The organism is Streptomyces griseochromogenes (assembly GCF_001542625.1).
Lineage (GTDB): Bacteria > Actinomycetota > Actinomycetes > Streptomycetales > Streptomycetaceae > Streptomyces > Streptomyces griseochromogenes.
In genome coordinates this window covers 1,554,282-1,570,492 of record NZ_CP016279.1, presented here as the reverse complement: position 1 = coordinate 1,570,492, position 16,211 = coordinate 1,554,282, and the positions used below count along the sequence as shown (strand labels likewise).

The 16,211-nt window shown below is 73.7% G+C and carries 12 protein-coding genes; 4 read left to right on the top strand and 8 right to left on the bottom strand.

Features of this window, described 5'->3' with window-relative positions; all coding sequences use genetic code 11:
* Positions 1–288 precede the first annotated feature (288 nt).
* The 3 genes from AVL59_RS07350 to AVL59_RS07340 all read left to right on the top strand — a co-directional run bounded on the left by AVL59_RS07350 (position 289) and on the right by AVL59_RS07340 (position 3,134).
* The gene (locus AVL59_RS07350) at positions 289–1,368 is read left to right on the top strand and encodes a cobalamin-independent methionine synthase II family protein (protein ID WP_067300562.1); all 1,080 of its coding nucleotides are present in this window, start codon (positions 289–291) and stop codon (positions 1,366–1,368) included.
* A 203-nt stretch (positions 1,369–1,571) separates the two neighbouring features.
* A complete protein-coding gene (locus AVL59_RS07345) occupies positions 1,572–2,123 on the top strand; it encodes a carboxymuconolactone decarboxylase family protein (protein ID WP_067300560.1) in 552 nt (183 codons plus the stop codon).
* Between the two features lie 360 nt (positions 2,124–2,483).
* Positions 2,484–3,134: a hypothetical protein gene (locus AVL59_RS07340; RefSeq protein WP_067300558.1), complete on the top strand. Its 651-nt coding sequence runs from the start codon at positions 2,484–2,486 to the stop codon at positions 3,132–3,134.
* Between the two features lie 188 nt (positions 3,135–3,322).
* Here AVL59_RS07340 and AVL59_RS07335 read toward each other — a convergent pair whose 3' ends face one another.
* A complete protein-coding gene (locus AVL59_RS07335; RefSeq protein ID WP_159399872.1) occupies positions 3,323–3,940 on the bottom strand; it encodes a hypothetical protein in 618 nt (205 codons plus the stop codon).
* A gap of 522 nt (positions 3,941–4,462) precedes the next feature.
* On the opposite strand from AVL59_RS07335, the gene AVL59_RS07330 reads away from it, so the two are divergent.
* Entirely contained in the window at positions 4,463–5,143 is a 681-nt protein-coding gene (locus AVL59_RS07330) for a twin-arginine translocation signal domain-containing protein (protein ID WP_067300554.1), read from the top strand.
* 98 nt (positions 5,144–5,241) lie between these two features.
* On the opposite strand, the gene AVL59_RS07325 is transcribed toward AVL59_RS07330, so the two are convergent.
* The 7 genes from AVL59_RS07325 to AVL59_RS07295 all read right to left on the bottom strand — a co-directional run bounded on the left by AVL59_RS07325 (position 5,242) and on the right by AVL59_RS07295 (position 16,204).
* Positions 5,242–6,558: an ABC1 kinase family protein gene (locus AVL59_RS07325; RefSeq protein WP_067300552.1), complete on the bottom strand. Its 1,317-nt coding sequence runs from the start codon at positions 6,556–6,558 to the stop codon at positions 5,242–5,244.
* A gap of 42 nt (positions 6,559–6,600) precedes the next feature.
* The gene (gene tatC / locus AVL59_RS07320; RefSeq protein WP_067300550.1) at positions 6,601–7,488 is read right to left on the bottom strand and encodes a twin-arginine translocase subunit TatC; all 888 of its coding nucleotides are present in this window, start codon (positions 7,486–7,488) and stop codon (positions 6,601–6,603) included.
* Positions 7,489–7,521: 33 nt separating this feature from the next.
* A complete protein-coding gene (locus AVL59_RS07315; protein ID WP_067300548.1) occupies positions 7,522–8,031 on the bottom strand; it encodes a twin-arginine translocase TatA/TatE family subunit in 510 nt (169 codons plus the stop codon).
* A gap of 133 nt (positions 8,032–8,164) precedes the next feature.
* Positions 8,165–9,025, bottom strand: coding sequence for an alpha/beta fold hydrolase (locus AVL59_RS07310; RefSeq protein WP_067300546.1), 861 nt, complete (start codon positions 9,023–9,025; stop codon positions 8,165–8,167).
* A 67-nt stretch (positions 9,026–9,092) separates the two neighbouring features.
* Positions 9,093–9,791 carry an NADPH-dependent F420 reductase gene (locus tag AVL59_RS07305; RefSeq protein ID WP_067300543.1) on the bottom strand — a complete coding sequence of 233 codons (699 nt, stop codon included), beginning with the start codon at positions 9,789–9,791 and terminating at the stop codon, positions 9,093–9,095.
* Positions 9,784–10,245, bottom strand: a complete 462-nt coding sequence (locus AVL59_RS07300) for an acyl-CoA thioesterase (protein ID WP_067316995.1) — start codon at positions 10,243–10,245, stop codon at positions 9,784–9,786. Before AVL59_RS07300 ends, AVL59_RS07305 begins: the two co-directional genes overlap by 8 nt.
* Positions 10,163–16,204, bottom strand: coding sequence for a type I polyketide synthase (locus AVL59_RS07295; RefSeq protein WP_159399871.1), 6,042 nt, complete (start codon positions 16,202–16,204; stop codon positions 10,163–10,165). Before AVL59_RS07295 ends, AVL59_RS07300 begins: the two co-directional genes overlap by 83 nt.
* Positions 16,205–16,211 lie beyond the last annotated feature (7 nt).

The following is a 16,211-nucleotide window of genomic DNA, read 5'->3' as shown; positions in this document are numbered from 1 at the left end:
CGACAACCCCGCGTGACGACCACGGGTGGGTGCGTCCCGGGTCAACCCGACGCGCGGACGGGCATCTCGAACTGGTGAACCCGCAGAGGCGCCGCAGGTCTGCCGATGTCCGCGGGAGTCGGCTTCCGGGTCCTGCCGGGGCTCTGGTGACCTGCGGTGATGCGGATCTTGGCGGTGGGGCCGTCCGTGCCTCCGAGCGGGAGCAGAGCCGTGTAGCGTGATCATTTTCGCTTGTCGGGGCACAAGGCCTCTTGTCGGGGCACAAGGGGCTTCCTATGGTTCCGGATTATGAGCATTCCCACTGAGCCGATCGGCAGCATCCCCCGTCCTCGCGCCCTGCAGCAGGCCCTCGGTGAGCACGCCCAAGGCCGGTTGAGCGACAAGGAGTTGGCCGAACTCCAGGAACAGGCGGCGGCGGACACGCTTGCCCGTCTCGAGGAGCTGGGCTGTCCCGTCCTGGTCGACGGAGAGCAGGCCAAGCCCAGCTTCGCCACCTACCCGATCGCCGGCCTGGCCGGCCTCGCCCCGCACGGTGTCACCATCCCGTTCAGCGACGGCCACGTCCGGCAGTTGCCGCATCTGACCGAGGGGCCGTTCCGCTACCAGGTCCGCGCCGAGTCGTATCTGCGCGACGCCCGGCGGCACACCGACCGCCCCCTCAAGCAGGCGGTCATCGCGCCCTCGGCGCTCAGCCTGCTCTACCCGGCCGAGTCCATCGCGGGGTACTCCCGCGAGGCGTTCCTGAGGGACCTGGCCGACGAGGCGGAGGCCGACATCCGCGGCTGCCTGGAGGCGGGCGCACACGTGGTCCAGCTGGACTTCACCGAGGGCCGCCTCTCGCTCAAGCTCGACCCGAGCGGCGCGCTCCTCGACGACTTCATCGCCCTGAACAACGAGGTGCTCGGCCGGTTCGGCGAGGCGGAGCGGGCCCGCCTCGGGGTGCACACCTGCCCCGGCGGCGACCACGACTCCACCCACAGCCTGGACGTCGACTACGCCGGACTGCTGCCCAAGCTCTTCCGGCTGGAGGTGGGCAACTTCTACATCCAGCTGGCCAGCGAGGCCGATCCCGAGCGGGTCCTCGGCATCATCGCCGATCAACTGCGCCCGGGCATCCGGGTGTTCGTGGGGGTGACCGATCCCGTCGATCCCAGGGTGGAGACCCCGGAGGAGGTGCGTGACCGGGTGCTGCTCGCGGCCCGTCACATCCCGGTGGACCAGCTGGGCACCTGCGACGACTGCGGCTTCTCGCCGTTCGCCGACGACACGTCCACCTCGCGCGACCTGGCCTTCGCCAAGATCGCGGCACGCGTGCGGGGGACCGGCCTGGCCTCCCAGGCGCTCGGCGTTCCGACGGAAGCGAAGTAGGCCGACCGAGGGTCGCGGGTGGCTGGTCGCGCCCACATGATGACGCCGTATGTCGACACCGCCCCGTGCCCCTGCGGAGCGGTGCGGTGTGGTGGGCGGTCCCGTCGTGCTCCGTCCGGTCGGGCGGGACGATCGCCACACGGGTGTCGGCGGCGGGACCGGTGGCCGGACGGCCGAAACGCAACCGACTGAAGGAGGTATGTATGCCGCACATCGAGCTCGGCAATGACCTGCCCGGGATCGTGTCGCTGTTCGCGTTCCGGCCGGAGACTGCCGCACCGCTGAACGAGCTGGCCGAGATCCTGCTGCGCGGGCCCAGCACGCTGAGCCGGGGCGAGCGGGAGCTGATCGCCGCCCGGGTCTCCCACCTCAACAGCTGCCGCTTCTGCACCAACTGCCACGCCGCGTTCGCCGCCGCCCAACTGGACCAGGGCATGCCCCTGGTCGACCAGGTGCGCACCGACCCGGCCGCGGCGCCCGTCTCCGACAAGCTCAAAGCCCTGCTCGCCGTCGCCGACGCGGTCCAGGAGAGCGGCCGGGCGGTCACCGACGAGCACATCAAGACCGCCCGCGCTGCGGGGGCGACGGACACGGAGATCCACGACACCGTCCTGATCGCGGCGGCGTTCTGCATGTACAACCGCTACGTCGACGGCCTGGCCACCATCGCTCCCGACCAGCCCGCCGCGTACTCCGAGATGGCGGATCACATCACCGTCCACGGCTACCGCGAAGCCGTGCCCCTCCAGCCCTGACGACACCCCCGCGTTGCTTCGCCGCCGGCCCGGCAACCTCCCGGGCCGGCGGCGAAGGCGCGCGAGGGGAGGACGTACGGCGCGGCCTGCGGCGTACGGCCCACGGGGTACTGCTGGAGGTCACCCGGCGGGTGGCCGAAGACACGTCGGCGTGAGCCGTCTCGCCGCCGCCCGCCGGACACGCGGGCGTGTCCGGCCGTCGGCACGCGTGGCGATCAGGTGAGGCTTCGGCATGTCGGTGCGTGGACGGCGGGAAGCGGCCACGGGAGGGATGAGTATCCGATCCGACGGGGGGCGCGGCGTGTGTGCCCCCCGTCGGATCGAAGACCTACACCCGCCAGAAGCGAGGAAGAGGCACAGATGATGACCGATGTGCGACGGCCGGCCGGGGCGCCGGCGCGTCCCGGCGCCGAACGCCCTCTGTCCGTCCGCCGGGGCGTGCTTCGGCGCGCGGGGAAGTGGTGCGCCGCGGTCCTTGCGGCGAGCGCCGCACTCACCCTGGGCGCCGGCCCCGTCCCGGCCACCGCCGCGCCGAGGACGGGCACCCCGCAGCCGTACTGGGGAACGGACCGCCCCCAGAGTCCCGCCACCCTCATCAAGCCGGGCTCGTCCGCGCCGGTGACGTTCGGGATCAAGAAGACGGGGAATCTGCCCTCCCGCGTCGACAAGTTGACCTTGGCGGTGTACTCGCCGGAGCTCATGCGGCTGGCTGACACCAAGGTGACCCCGGTCGGCACGGCGCCGGGAGGGTGGTCCTGCCGGATGTTCCACGGGATGACCCCCATGGAGCACAACGGCACCCACATGATCTGCACGTCCAGCTACAGCGGGCCGCCGCCTGCCGAGGAATGGCACTGGAAGGTGAACATCGCGGCGCCCGCGGAGCTGCCGGCGGGCACCAGGAGCGCCAACGGCTGGGCGGCCTTGCGGCTGCACTCCCCGGACCGCGACCGCGACACCTGGTGGGACTCGAACTCGATGAGCCTGGAAGCCCGTACGCCGGCGCCCTGACGGCGTCCCCGCCCCGGGCCGAGGCCCTGCCGGATGCGGTCCGCTCCGTGGAGCGGACCGCATCCGGCCGCGCGCTTCACGCCGTGGGGCAGGGGGAGGTCACCGGGAACGGCAGGCGGCAGGCACCACGCGGTCGAGGTGCCGCGGCGGAGCGGGACGCACCGCGGTCCGCGCGGGGTGCGCCGCCGTCACCGGATGTGCCCCTTTCGTGCCGTGGTGCGGTGGTGGCCCGGCGATCCGCCGTGGCGCTGGTGGTGCGCCGGCCCACCCGCCCGGTTCACCTGTCCGCCGGGGGTCCTGACCGCCAGGGACAGGGTCTTCCAGACGGACTTGCCGTGGTAGCTGTAGTGGAGCGCGGCTCCATAGTTGTTGGGGGTGGCCGACAACGTGGTTCCGGCCCGTGTGCCGGGCTCGACCTTCATCCTCAGCTGCCAGACCGCCGTTCGGCCCGCGCGGACGACCGGCCCGTGGTGGTCGGAGACGCAGCGCAGGACGGTGCTCTCGTACGGTACGCCCGGCCGGTACGCGTCGCCCTTGCAGGACCATCCGCCGGGTGCCCCGTGGAGCGGGGTCAGCTTGGTGTCCGTGAAGCGGGTGCCGTAGGGGGCCCAGATCTCCATGTACATGCGCCCGTTGTTGGCCGAGTTCGCCCGGCCGGTGTTCTCGAGCCGGATCAGCGCCCGGCCCGAATGCCCGGGCGCGATGACGGCGGGCGGCTTCTGCGGACGGTCGACCAGCACGGGATGCGGTTTCCCGGCGGCCGCCGCCGGGTTCGCGCCCATGGCCGTCGCCGATCCCGCCAGCACGGCCGCGGCGCACCACGTTCCGACCCGGCCGGCTCCGACTCGGCGCGCCGGCGGGCCGAATCTCCCGGTCCCGGCCGGTCCCTGTCCACCCGTCATGAGGAACAGCCTTTCCCTTGCCCTGGGCGGGCCGCGACGGCTCCGCCGCCATTCGACCCCAGCGAATATGATTTGACGTCAATTGTCTCAAAAGTGTGGATGGATAAGGGAAATAGACGTGACGGCGCGCCGTGGCCGAGCCACCGCGCGCATTCCGGAGAAGGCGAACGGCGGCAAATGAAGGAAGCGCCGCTCCCCCGTTCGGCCCCACGCAAGGCTCCTCGTGCGCGAACCCATCAGTGCGGAGTCAGGACAAACGGACCCAATCGAAGGAAATGAAACGATTATGATGGTTCGTCACTTTCACTGCGGTATAGGTGACTCGACGCTGCCGTAAGACCCAGGCATGCGCGACCAGGGTGGCAGCGGCCTTCCATGACGGCCCATGTGCTGCCCACTCACCGTGGAGAAAGGAAGAACAGTCGGATGACTGAGTCTGCTGAGATCAGCGGCAGCGACCGCCGCGGATTCATGAAGGGAGCGGCGGTCACCGCCGCAGCGGTCGGCGCCGGAGTTCTGGTACCGGGTGCCGCGGAGGCCGAGGCGGCGGAGAGAGCCGCCGCCCAACCGTTCCCGTTCGCGCTGCCGCCCGTGGGCGTGGACATCCCGTGCAGCTGTTACGCCTCCAACGTGCCGCTGAAGATCGACACCGGGGTCGTCAACCTCGACTTCAAGGGCGGCATCGACGTCTGCGTCCGTACGAGCAACGAGACCGGTCTCGTCATCGAGGTCATCGGCCACAAGGTGGTCGCGGACACCCCCAACCTCATGGTCACCATCGAGCAGTCGGACACCACGATCACCCCGCTGAGCCTGCTGCAGATGAACCCCGGCAACCCGACAGCGATCCCTCCGGTCCCGCCCTTCCCGGAGATGCTCATCAAGCTGCTCTTCACGCTCACGATCGACCGGAAGGACGGCAGCGCCCCGCTGGTCCTGTCCACCGACCCGAACAACCCCGCCTCGCTGAGCTCGGGTGTGCTCAAAGCGTTCCCGCCGGCCAACCAGGGGTACACGCTGGGCGGCAACGTGCCGCTCCTCGACAAGAACGGCAACCAGGCCGCCGAGCTGCAGGGCTTCCCTGTCACGGTCAACCAGAGCGCCTGAGAACCGGGCAGGCCGAGCCCCGTCCACCAGCCGGGTGGGCGGGGCTCGGCCTTCGCGCGCCCGCGGCTCACCGCCGCGCCCCGGGGAGGTGAGCCGCTTCAGGCCGTCTGCCGGTAGGCGTCGCCGAACAGGGCCTTCATCAGATACGGCCTGGCCTCCTTCTGGAAGTCCACCTTCGGGGCGAAGGCTCGTACGGTGCCCTCCAGCACCAGCAGGGACAGCAGGGGGAACACGAACTCCGGTGCGGCGTACAGATCGTGACGGCGCTGGATGTCGAAGAGCGAGGAGCCGAACGTCACCAGGTCGAAGGCGGCCGCGCACACCCCGGTGTTCGCCCTTACCAGCGCGGCGAGTTCGCGCGTGAAGCCGTCCGTGTCGGCGTGCGGCCCGGCGGTCGCCGTGGACAGGACGATCTGGGCGCAGGCCTCCCCGTCCCCCATGGACATCTGCAGGAAGAACCAGGCGAACGTGGCGCGGGTCTGCTCGTCCAGGCGCACGGTGAAGCCGGCGTCCACCAGCACCACGTCACCGTCCGGCAGGAAGTAGAGATTGCCGGGGTGCAGGTCGCAGTGGACCAGCCCGTCGATGAAGAGCATCCGGTAGATCCCGCGCAGCGTCGACAGCACCGCCCGCTCACGGGTTCCCTCGGGGAACTCGTGGGGCTCACGGCGTCGCAGGCCCTCCACGAACTCCATGACCAGAACGCCGTCGTGGCTCAGTTCCCGGTGCACGGCGGGGACCCGGAGACCGGACTCCTGCGCCATGTTCTCCCGGAACTCCTCCAGGAAGCGCGCCTCCTTCACGAAGTCCAGCTGGCCGTGGACCGCCTGCGCCATCTGGTCGACGACCGCGACGGCCGGCAGACCGCGCATCCGGGGCAGCCGGGCCACCAGCCGGGTGCCCCTGCGCATGAGTTCCAGGTCCACCGCCAGCTGCCGGGCGACTCCGGGGCGCCGTAGCTTCACCGCGACCCTCCGGCCGTCGGGAGCGGTCGCACGGTAGACGCAGGCGATGCTGCCGGCGGCGACCGGGCGGGCGATCCCGTCGGTGCCCCGGTCCAGTACGAGTCCGGTGTCGCGCAGTTCGCCGGCCGCGCCCGTCAGCGGCACCGGCCGGACGCCGTCGTGCAGGCGGGCGAGCGCGGCGCACACGCGGGGCGGCAGCACGTCCACCCGGGTGGCCAGCAGCTGGGCGGCCTTGATGAAGGCGGGGCCGAGCCGGGTGACCAGGTCAACCAGCCAGCGGTCCCGGCGAGTACGGAGGTCGCGGCGCAGGACCCCGGCGGCCGTGTGTCCGGCGAATGCCGCACCACCGCGCAGCAGGATCAGCAGGACGGCCGCCGCGCGTCCCACGAGCACACGGCGCGGGACGGTGGCGGCCGGGTCGGCGTGCGGCCGGACGGTGTCGGTGTTCATAGATGGCTCCGAGACGGCTTCTTGGTGGGGGGAGGCGGCGTGTCAGTCCCCGCTTCTCGCCGGAACCTCGGTCCGCGACGGCGTCAGGTCGAGCGGGGACGCCTCGTCGGGCGAGAGCGCCGCCTGTCCCGCCCTGCGTGCGCGCACCCGGTCGCGCCAGACGATCACGGCCAGCGACAGGGCGAACAAGGCGGTCATCGGCACGGCGAGGACCATCATGGTGAGCGGGTCGCCGGTGGGGGTGGCGAGGGCCGAGAACACGAAGATCAGCATGACGAGGGTCCGCCAGCGGGCCAGCAGGCTCCCGGCGCTCACCACGCCCGTGAAGTTGAGCAGCACGAGCAGCAGCGGCATCTCGAAGGAGATGCCGAACACCAGGATCATCCTGATGAAGAAATCCAGGAACTGATCGCCCTGCAGCGAGTTGCTGAAGGCACCCGGCGTGAATCCGAGCAGGATCCGCAGGGCCTGCGGGAACACCCAGTAGGCGAGCCCTGCCCCGGACAGGAACAGCGGCACGGCGGCGGCGACGAACCCGAGCGCGTAGCGCTTCTCGTGGCGGTGCAGCCCCGGCGCCGCGAAGGCCCACAGCTGGTACGACCAGAACGGGCTGGAGATCACCACTCCGGCGGCGAGGGCCACCTTGAAGGTGAAGGTCAGCGGGGTCATCACGCCCTGCATCACCATCAGCCCGTTGGGACAGGCGGGTGTGGCCGGAGCGATCCCGTGCAGGCCGGGCAGGTGGCAGCTGGGGCCGGTCAGTTCGGTGATGATCCAGGGGTGCAGATGCCAGCCGACCGCCGTGCCGAGGAACACGAGGAGCAGGACCTTCGCCAAGCGGTTGCGCAGCTCGCGCAGGTGCTCGCGCAGAGGCATCCGGCCGCCCTGCACGGCCGGGGTCCGGGGTTTGTCGAGTCTGGTCGTGTCCACGGGGGCGGAACTCCTCTTGCGTGAGCGACGAGATCAGCGGTCGTGCATCCGTACGCCCGCGCCGCGCTCAGGCGCGGACGTATGGTCGGCGGACGTCCGCGACGCCTGCTCAGCGGGCGCCGCGTCCGCCGATGTGTCCCGTGCCGGCGGCGAGGTCCGGTCGTGCGGAATGGGGGCTCTGAACGGGTCCGCCCCCTCGTCCATGCCCATCTCGGCGGCCGAGGGGAACGGCACGTGCTCCGGCCAGCCCTCGGGCTTCGGACCCGGCTGCCACCGCGGCTCCGGCGGGTCCCAGGGCTCGCCGTCCTCCAGCAGGTGCTTCGTGACGAACGCCCGCGGGTTGAGGTCGCGCAGGCGCAGATCCTGGTACTCGGGACCCAGCTCCCGCCGGACCCCGTCGGTGGCGCCGCGCAGCACCGTGCGCAGCCTGCGCAGGCCACGCGCCGCTTCCCCGACGGCCTTGGGAAGCCTGTCGGGGCCGTAGACGAACAGCGCGATCAGTGCGAGAGCGACCAGGGTGAACGGGCTCAGGTTGAACACCATCACTCCAAGAGGTACAGCGAGGTCGCTGGATCCGGCGAACACCTGTCATAACGACATTTACACCACATATCATCTCAAACGGGCGCTATGCGACCGGGGATTCACTCGTTGAGCCGCGCACACGTTGCACGCGTCACGCGCCGTCCTCCGCCCAGAACGCCGTCAGAACGCCGGCGAGGGCACCGGGGTTGTCCTGGTGCGGCAGATGTCCGGCCCCGGGGACGACACCGTGGCGCGCGCCGAGGTGCCGAGCCAGTTCCCCGGTGCGGTCCACCGGGACCAGCGGGTCCTCCGCCCCGCCCACCACCAGCATCCGGATGCCGGCGGCGCGCAGCCCGGCGGCGAGCTCCGGTCCGGCGATGGCCGAGGCCAGGTGCTCCAGGTTCATCGGGTGGCTGCGGGCCAGCCGTTGCCGGATCACGGCACGGCGCTCGCCGGCGAGGAGGCCGCCGCGGTGCTGCCGCGCCATCCGCCGCTCCCAGTCGGCGGACACCGCGTCATCGGCCGTCAGGAGCCCGTCCCAGCAGGGGGCGACAAGGGTGAGGCTGCGGTACGTCGACGGCGCGAACCTCTCCCGGGAGCGGGCCTGGAGCACGGCGGTGGCCGCCACCAGGGCGCCGGCACCGTGGCCGACGAGGTGCACGGGCTTGCGGGCGCACGCCGCCGTCATCGCGACGGCCAGGTCGGTGGCGAGCGCGTCGATGCCGTACGCGGCGGGGTCGTCGGGGCCGGGGGTCTCGTTCTGGCCGCACAGGTCGACGGCGAAGAGCCGGTGTCCCTCCTCGGCCAGACGGTGCATCAGCGGCAGGAAGTCCTCCTTGGCGCCCCCCGCTCCGGAGACCAGCGCCGCTCTGCTGCCGTTCCAGTGGGGGCCGGACGGACCCGGGCGGCGGATCTCGACGCCCGCGAGCGGGCCGTGCGGAGCGGGCATCAGCAGGGGGATGACGGTCCGCACGTCTGCGTCCCCGCGGTCGGAGTCAAGCGTTTCGGACATGGGTGCCCTCCTTCAGGCTGTCGGCGGTCGGTGGATCAAGGGGCTGTCCGAGGACGGTCCGCGACGTTCAGGGGCGCAGGATCCGGCAGCCCACCAGCCCCGTGCGCCCCGACTGCGCGTCGATGTGGCACAGCAGCTGGGCCAGGTGCTCCAGCGAGCGGGCATGCGCGAGGGGTCCGGCCGGCACCGCCTCCAGGCCCAGCGCCTCCACCCAGGCGCAGACCAGCCGCTGCGCCGACGGATCGTCCGCGGCGACGGGTACGCTCGGCCGGCGCCACTCCCCGCAGGGCACGGACCCAAGTCGCCCGAGGGCTTTGGCCGAGACCGTGTTCAGCGCCTTCGCCACGCGCGTTCGGGGAAGCCGCCGGGCCAGCAGCTCCGCTTCGCTCGGCCCCCAGGGCCCGCGCTGTGCGGGCATGTCGCGCCGGGTCATCGCGGGGTTGGACAGCTCCAGCACCACCTTGCCGGCCAGCACCGCCTCCAGCTGCTCGGCCACCTGCCGCAGCGGCTCGCCCGGCGGCACCGCGAGCACCACCAGCTCGGCCGCCGCCGCGGCTTCCCCGGGCGCCAGCTGGACCACCTCCGGCGGCACACCGGGCCGTCTGCGACGGTGCTCGCGCACACCGGCCAGCACCTGAAGGCCCTGCCGGAGCGCGGCGTGCACCAGAGCGGACCCCATGCGTCCGCACCCCACCACGGCGGTGCGGGCCGGCAGCGGCGAGGCCGCGGATCCGTCGCGGCCGGGGCGGATGTCCGGTTCAGACACTCCGCGCCACCGCCAGCGCGGGTTCCCGCTCGTAGGGGCGCAGCGCCTCGGCGAGTTCCTCGGGCACGTCGATCGGCTCCATGCCCTCGGCGCCGCGCCGCATACAGGCGATGGTCTGCTCTCCCCGGGCCACCAGCTGAGCCGTCCCGTCCCGCAGCCGGTAGTAGTCGAAGCGCATGGTGACCTTGTTCGACTCGCGTGCGCCGAGCGACATCCGCACCTCCACCTCCTCGGCGGCGTACAGCTCGGCGAGGAAGTCGCAGCGGCTGGAGACGGTGACCATGGCGAAGTCCTCGCTCAGGGCCCTGAGCACTCCCGGCGCCCGCTCGGCCAGGAAGCGCTCGCGGCAATGCCCCTGCCACAGGAAGTAGTTACTGAAGTACACGTTCCCGACGAGGTTCGTCTCCTCCAGCATCACCAGATGCCGGTGGTTGTACGTGTCGCGCTGCCACATGTGTGCCTCCCGCTCCTGTCATCACGGCCACGGCGATCACCGGGCCCGGCCCGTCGCCGGTGCCCGGCTCCGGTTCCGGCACGCCCTCGGGCGCCAGCCGGTCCGGGACCACCGTGGTCGCGACGAGCGAACGCCCGCTGCGGAAGCGGACCCAGCCGTCCTCGAAGACCCCGTCCACGGTCACCGGCGCGGTGGGGCCGTACCCAGCCTTGCCGCCGCACTCGGCCACCGCCCACAGCCGTGCCGCGATGGCGTGGTCCGGTTCGTCCAGCGCGAGGCGCAGCTGCGTCCACAGGCCCTCGTACGGGGGGCCGAGCGCCGAGCGCACCCCGTCGGCCTCGGCGGGGGCGATCCGCTGCCAGTCCACGGCGACACCGCCCGGGGCCGTGGCGGTCAGGGTCAGCGGACCGCAGTGGCTGCGCGAGGTCCCGTGCGGCGGCCGCACCGGAGGGACGGTGCGTTCCCGCGGTGCGCCCGACTCGATGCCGAGCGTCAGGGCGGGGTCCAGGCCGAGCGCCAGCGCGCCGCGTTCCAGGTGCACCGCGAGCAGCGGCCGGATCCAGCGCTCCCGGCGCGGCAGCCGGCCCACGTCCAGCAGCCGCAGCCGGTGCCAGCGGACCAGGACCCGCCCGTCGGTGTCCACGGCCTCGACGTCCCATTCGTACGCGCCGCCCCCGCACCAGAGTTCCCGGGCATGCACGGTGACGTCACCGTCCGCACCGGCCGGGACCTGTCCGGCGGCCTGGAACTCCTCGCAGCCCACGGGCAGCAGCCGCCGGCCCGGGACACAGGCCTGCAGCGCGTGGATGGTCGCGTCGTTGCGTCCGGGGCTGCCGAGGAGCAGGCCCTGTGCCAGTCCCCGGGCGAACCAGCCCGCCTCGACGGCGGTGCCGAGCCGGGCCCTGACCTGCCGGGCCCGCAGGCCGCCCAGCCGCTCGACCCGCCGGAAGCGGCCGGTGTGGAAGTAGAGCGGCCCGTAGAGGTCCGCGGCCAGGACCTCGGGGTCGTCGCCGGTCACCGGCGACAGGGACGGCGCGTCGGCCGGTTCCGCGCCGTCCGGCAGCGGGAACACGGCGCGGAAGTGGTCCGCCCCGAACGCCGTCTCGTCGCTGCGCAGGGCCACGGTGACGGCACCGTCCTCGGCGAGCGCGCACAGCCGCAGGACGCGCGGGGCCCCGGCCGCCGGGGTGACGGGCTGATCGAACGTCACCTCGCGGCAGCGGCGCAGCGGCCGGCCCGCCAGGACGGACGCGGCCTGGGCCATCGCCTCCAGGCCGACGACGGCGGGCAGCACCGGCAGCCCGTCGACGCGGTGGTCGCGCAGATACGGGTCGGTGGCCTCGGTCAGCACGTTGTCCACGACGAGTTCCACGCCCGGGTAGTGGATGCGCGGACGCGTCAGGAACCGGGCCGCGGGGCCGCACGCGTCGGCGGGCAGGGGGCGCGGAGGCAGTCCCATGCGTCCGTGCACGGTCACCGCCGTGGGCAGGCCCGGAGCGGCGGCCAGCCGCAGCAGCAGGTCCAGGCCCCGCTCCACGGGGATCGGTGTGACGTCCTTTCGGGCCAACTGGTCCAGCACACCGAGCCGTTCACCCATGCCCACCGAGGCCCACACCGACCAGTCGAGCACCAGGGTGCGGCATCCGGGCAGGTGGCGGGCCTCGTCCTGGAGCATCTGGCGCAGCCGCCCGTTGGCGAGCGCGTAGTGGCACTCGCCCGCCAGTCCGTAGCGGCCGATCACCGAGCCGAATCCGATCAGCAGGCGCAGCCGGCCGCGGTCCACCGCGGCCAGCAGATGGGCCAGACCCGAGGTCTTCGGTGCCAGGTGGGCCCGTACGTCGGCCTCGGTGAGGTCGTCGAAGCGCCGCGGCCGGTTGATCCCGGAGGCGTGCAGCACGGCGGTGACCGGGCCCAGTTCGCGCTCCACCTCGGCGACCGCGTGCGCGGTGGCGTGCGGGTCGGTGACGTCCGCCCGCTGATAGCGGACCGTGGTGCCGAGTTCGGCGAGCCGTTCCAGGTTCCGCCGCAGCACCGTGTCCCGGGCCGGATCGGCGCGGCCGAGCAGGGCGAGCGGGACACCCGTCGTCCGGGCGAAGGCGGCCGCGGCCTCGAAGCCCAGCCCCTTGCCGCCGCCGCTGACCAGCAGTACGTCCCCCGGGCCGAGTACCGGTTCGGCGGCGGCCGGTTCGGGCAGCGGCACGGCGACCGGCTCGGCGCAGGTGCCGTCCTCGCGCACCACCAGCTCCCGCAGCACTCCGGGCTCGGCGCCCGCGACGGCGGCGGCCGCCGCCAGGCCGGCCTCGGTCGGCGGGACCCGGAGCACGGTGATGCCGAGCTCCGGGTGTTCCTGGTGCAGACTGCCCGCGAAGCCGGACAGGCCCGAACCGTGCGTGACCAGGACGAGCCGGCCGTCACCGGCGAGGGCGGCGCGGGCCGCGCCGAGGATCCCGGCGAGCCCTTCGGGCGCCTCCGCGTCGGGGACGTAGAGCAGTTCGGCCCGGCCCGTCGGCTCGCCTGGCGGCGGCCTGAGGGCGTCGGCGCCGGGCGCCGCTCCCGGCGGTGCCGCGACGGTGATCCGGCCCGGGCGGTCGGCGGGGTCCGGGGCCGGCGGCGCCACGGGGCGCAGTTGCTCGGCGAAGCAGCGGATCCAGGGCGCGATCCCGGTCACGATCGCCTCCGGCTCGTCGCCGCTGCCGGCTCCGGGGAGCGCGCGCACCACCTCGATGATCTCGGCGAGCGACGCGTCCGCCAGGGTCAGCGGTGCGGCCGGGGGCTCACGGCCCGCCGCGCGGGCGGCCTCGGCGACCATCTGGGTGACCTTGAGCGACGACAGGTGCAGGTCGCTGAGCAGACGCTGGTCCGGTGTGAGTGCCTCCGGGTCGAACTCCGTGGCCCGGGCGGCCAGGCGCACGACGATGTCGGCGATGTCCTCCCCGGCGGGGCGGACGACGGGCTCGTCGGGCACGACGGAGGCGAACGGCTCGGCACGCGCGGGCCGTTCGGCGGGTACGACCGCCCCGACGGCCTCGGCCCGTCCGGCGGGCCCGGCCGGTGCGCTCCGCTCGGCGGGTACGAGGGCGAACGGCTCGGCCGGTGCGGACAGCTGTGCGGGTACGGCCCGTTCGGCGCGTACGGCCCGCTCGGCGGACACCGCCCGCCCGGCAGGGCCGGCAGATCCGGCCGATGTGGCCGGTGCGGCAGGGCCGGCCGGTGCGGTGCCGGTCCCGGACGCTGGCCGGGCGCAGGGGTTGCCGATGAACACCCGCTCCCGCCACGGGTCCACGGGGCGGCTCTCGCGGCCCTCGAACAGCGCCTCGGCCGAGGCGAGCGCACCGCAGGCGAAGAGCGCGGCCGCCGTCTGGGCACGGGGTCCCGGCCCGGGCGCCCCGACGTCCAGGGACACCGTGGGCACACCGCTGGGAGCGGCGAGCGCCGCGAGGGCGCGGCCCGGGCCCGCCTCACAGAACAGGTCCGTCCGGTCGGCGGCCGTTCGGACCGCCTCCCAGAACCGCACCGGTGCCGTCATCTGCGCACACAGCAGTTCCCGCAGCTCCCTTCCCCCGGTGCGGCAGACGCCACCGCTCACGCCGGAGAGCAGCGTGCCACGGGGCGCCGCGAACGCGGTGGCGCGGACCAGGGGGGCGAACTCCTCGGCCGCGGCGGCGACGGCGGGCGAGTGGAAGGCGTGCGCCACGGGCAGCGGCCGCGCGTCGATCCCGCGCTCGGCCGCGCGCCGGGCCAGCGCGGCCAGTGCGCCCGCGGGCCCGGCGACCACCTGGGCCAGCGGCCCGTTGTACGCGGCCACCGTCAGCGAGGTGCCCCGGCACAGCTCCTCGACCACGGCGACGTCGGCGGTCAGCGCCAGCATCCCGGTACCGGGAGCGCAGAGTTCGGCCATCGTCCGGCCGCGCCGGTCCACCAGATCCAGGCTCTCCCGCACGCCCAGACAGCCCGCCCAGACGAGCGCGGCGTACTCGCCCAGGCTGTGCCCCAGCGCCGCCTCGGCCCGTACACCCAGTCTTTCGAGCCAGCGCAGGCCCGTCAGCGAGGCCCGGTGGACGACCGCCTGGGCGGCGGCGGTGCCGGTGACCGGGCGGGGGCCGGAGGCGCCCGGGAACCCGCTCGCCCCGTCCTCGGCCAGGTCGGCGCCGATCGCCCCCGGGCCGGCGGGCAGCGGGGCCCCCTGGCCCGGGAACAGCAGGGTGACCCGGCCCGGGCAGGCGTTTGCGGCCCATACGCCGGGGCGCCGGGCCAGCGTGCCCGGCGCGGTCTCGGCGAGGGCGTCCGCGGCGGCCTCGGCGCGCCGGGCGAGCTGCTCGGGGGAAGCGGCGATCAGGGCGGCGCGGACCGATCCGGGGTGGGGTTCGCGGCCCCATGCGCAGGCGAGGTCGTGGAGTTCGGCGTCGCACAGCCGCGGGGCCAGCCGTGACAGACGTCGCAGCCGGTCCGACAGTTCCTCGGGGCTGTCCGAGCTGAGCAGGATCAGCTCCTGTTCCGGGTCGGCCCGGCGGGCGCGGGGCAGGGCCGGGAGCGCGGTGACCCGCGGCCCCGGGTGCCGGGGCTCGCCCAGCACCACGTGGGTGTTGATGCCGCCGAACCCGAAGGCGCTCACCCCGGCGACGCGCGGCCCGGGCGGCCACTCGGCCGCGTCGGCGAGGATCCGCAGCACCGCGTCCTCGCCGGCGAGTTCGTCCCGTGGGCTGTCGCATCCCGTGGTCGGCGGCAGCACACCGCCGTGCACGCTCAGGCACGCCTTGATCAGCCCGGCCAGTCCGGCCGCGGCCTTGGTGTGGCCGATGTTGGCCTTGACCGATCCGAGCGCCGCCGGCCGCGCGGACCCGGCGCGCAGGGCGCACAGCGCCTGCAACTCGATCGCGTCGCCCACCGCCGTACCGGTTCCGTGGCCCTCGACCAGCCCGGTGGCGGCCGGGTCGACACCCGCGTGCGCGTAGGCCCGGCGCAGCGCCAGGAGCTGGCCCCGCCGGTCGGGGCGGGTGATGCCGCCCGCGCCGTCCGAGGAGATCCCCCAGCCGCGGATCTCCGCGTAGACGGGGATCCCGGCGGCGGCCGCGTCCCGGCCGCGCATCAGGGCGACGACCCCGCATCCCTCGCCGGGCAGGAAGCCGGTGGCCTCCTTGTCGTAGATCCGCATCCGGTCCTCGGCCAGCGCGCCGAGCCGCGCGAACCCGACGAGTTCGAACGGGTCGAGGCTGATGTCCACGCCTCCGGCCAGCACCAGGTCGGCGCTGCCCTCACGCAGCCGCCCGCAGGCCGTGGTCACGGCGAGCAGCGAGGAGGCGCAGGCGCCGTCCACGGTGAATCCGCCGCCGTGGAAGTCGAACTGGTTGCAGATCCGGCCCGCGATGGTGTTGGCGAGGCCTCCGGCCAGGAACTCGTCGTCGGGTGCGGGGAACGGCTCCAGGTAGCGCTCGGCGGTGCGGGCGAGCACCTTCTCGCGCTGTGTCCCGGTGAGTCCCTCCTCCGCCAGGACGGCGTCGAGCACGGCCCGCACGTACGGCCAGCGCAGCCGCATGGTGCGGGCGCGGGTGACCTCTCCGGTGAGGGTGTTGCCCATGACCACCGCGACCCGGTCCCGGTCGAGGCCTGCGCCGCCGGGGACCCCCGCGTCCTCGAGCGCGCGCGCCGCGGTCTCCAGCGCGAGCCAGTGGGCGGGGTCCGTGGCGCGGTGCACGGCGCCGGGAACGCGGAAGGCGCTCCGGTCGAAGTGCCAGCCCTCCAGCAGGGCGGCCCTGGTCCCGTAGATGCTGTCCGGGTCGCGGCGTGTCGGGTCGGCGTAGTCCTCGACGGCGAGGCGTTCCGCGGGCAGCCGCCGGAACGCGCGCCGCTTGCGCAGGACGAGGTCCCACAGCTGCGCGGGATCGTCGGCATCGGGGTAGCGGCAGGCCATCCCCACGACGGCGATGCCGTCGTGGGGGGCCGTGTCGTGCGTCTCGTTCACGGACAAC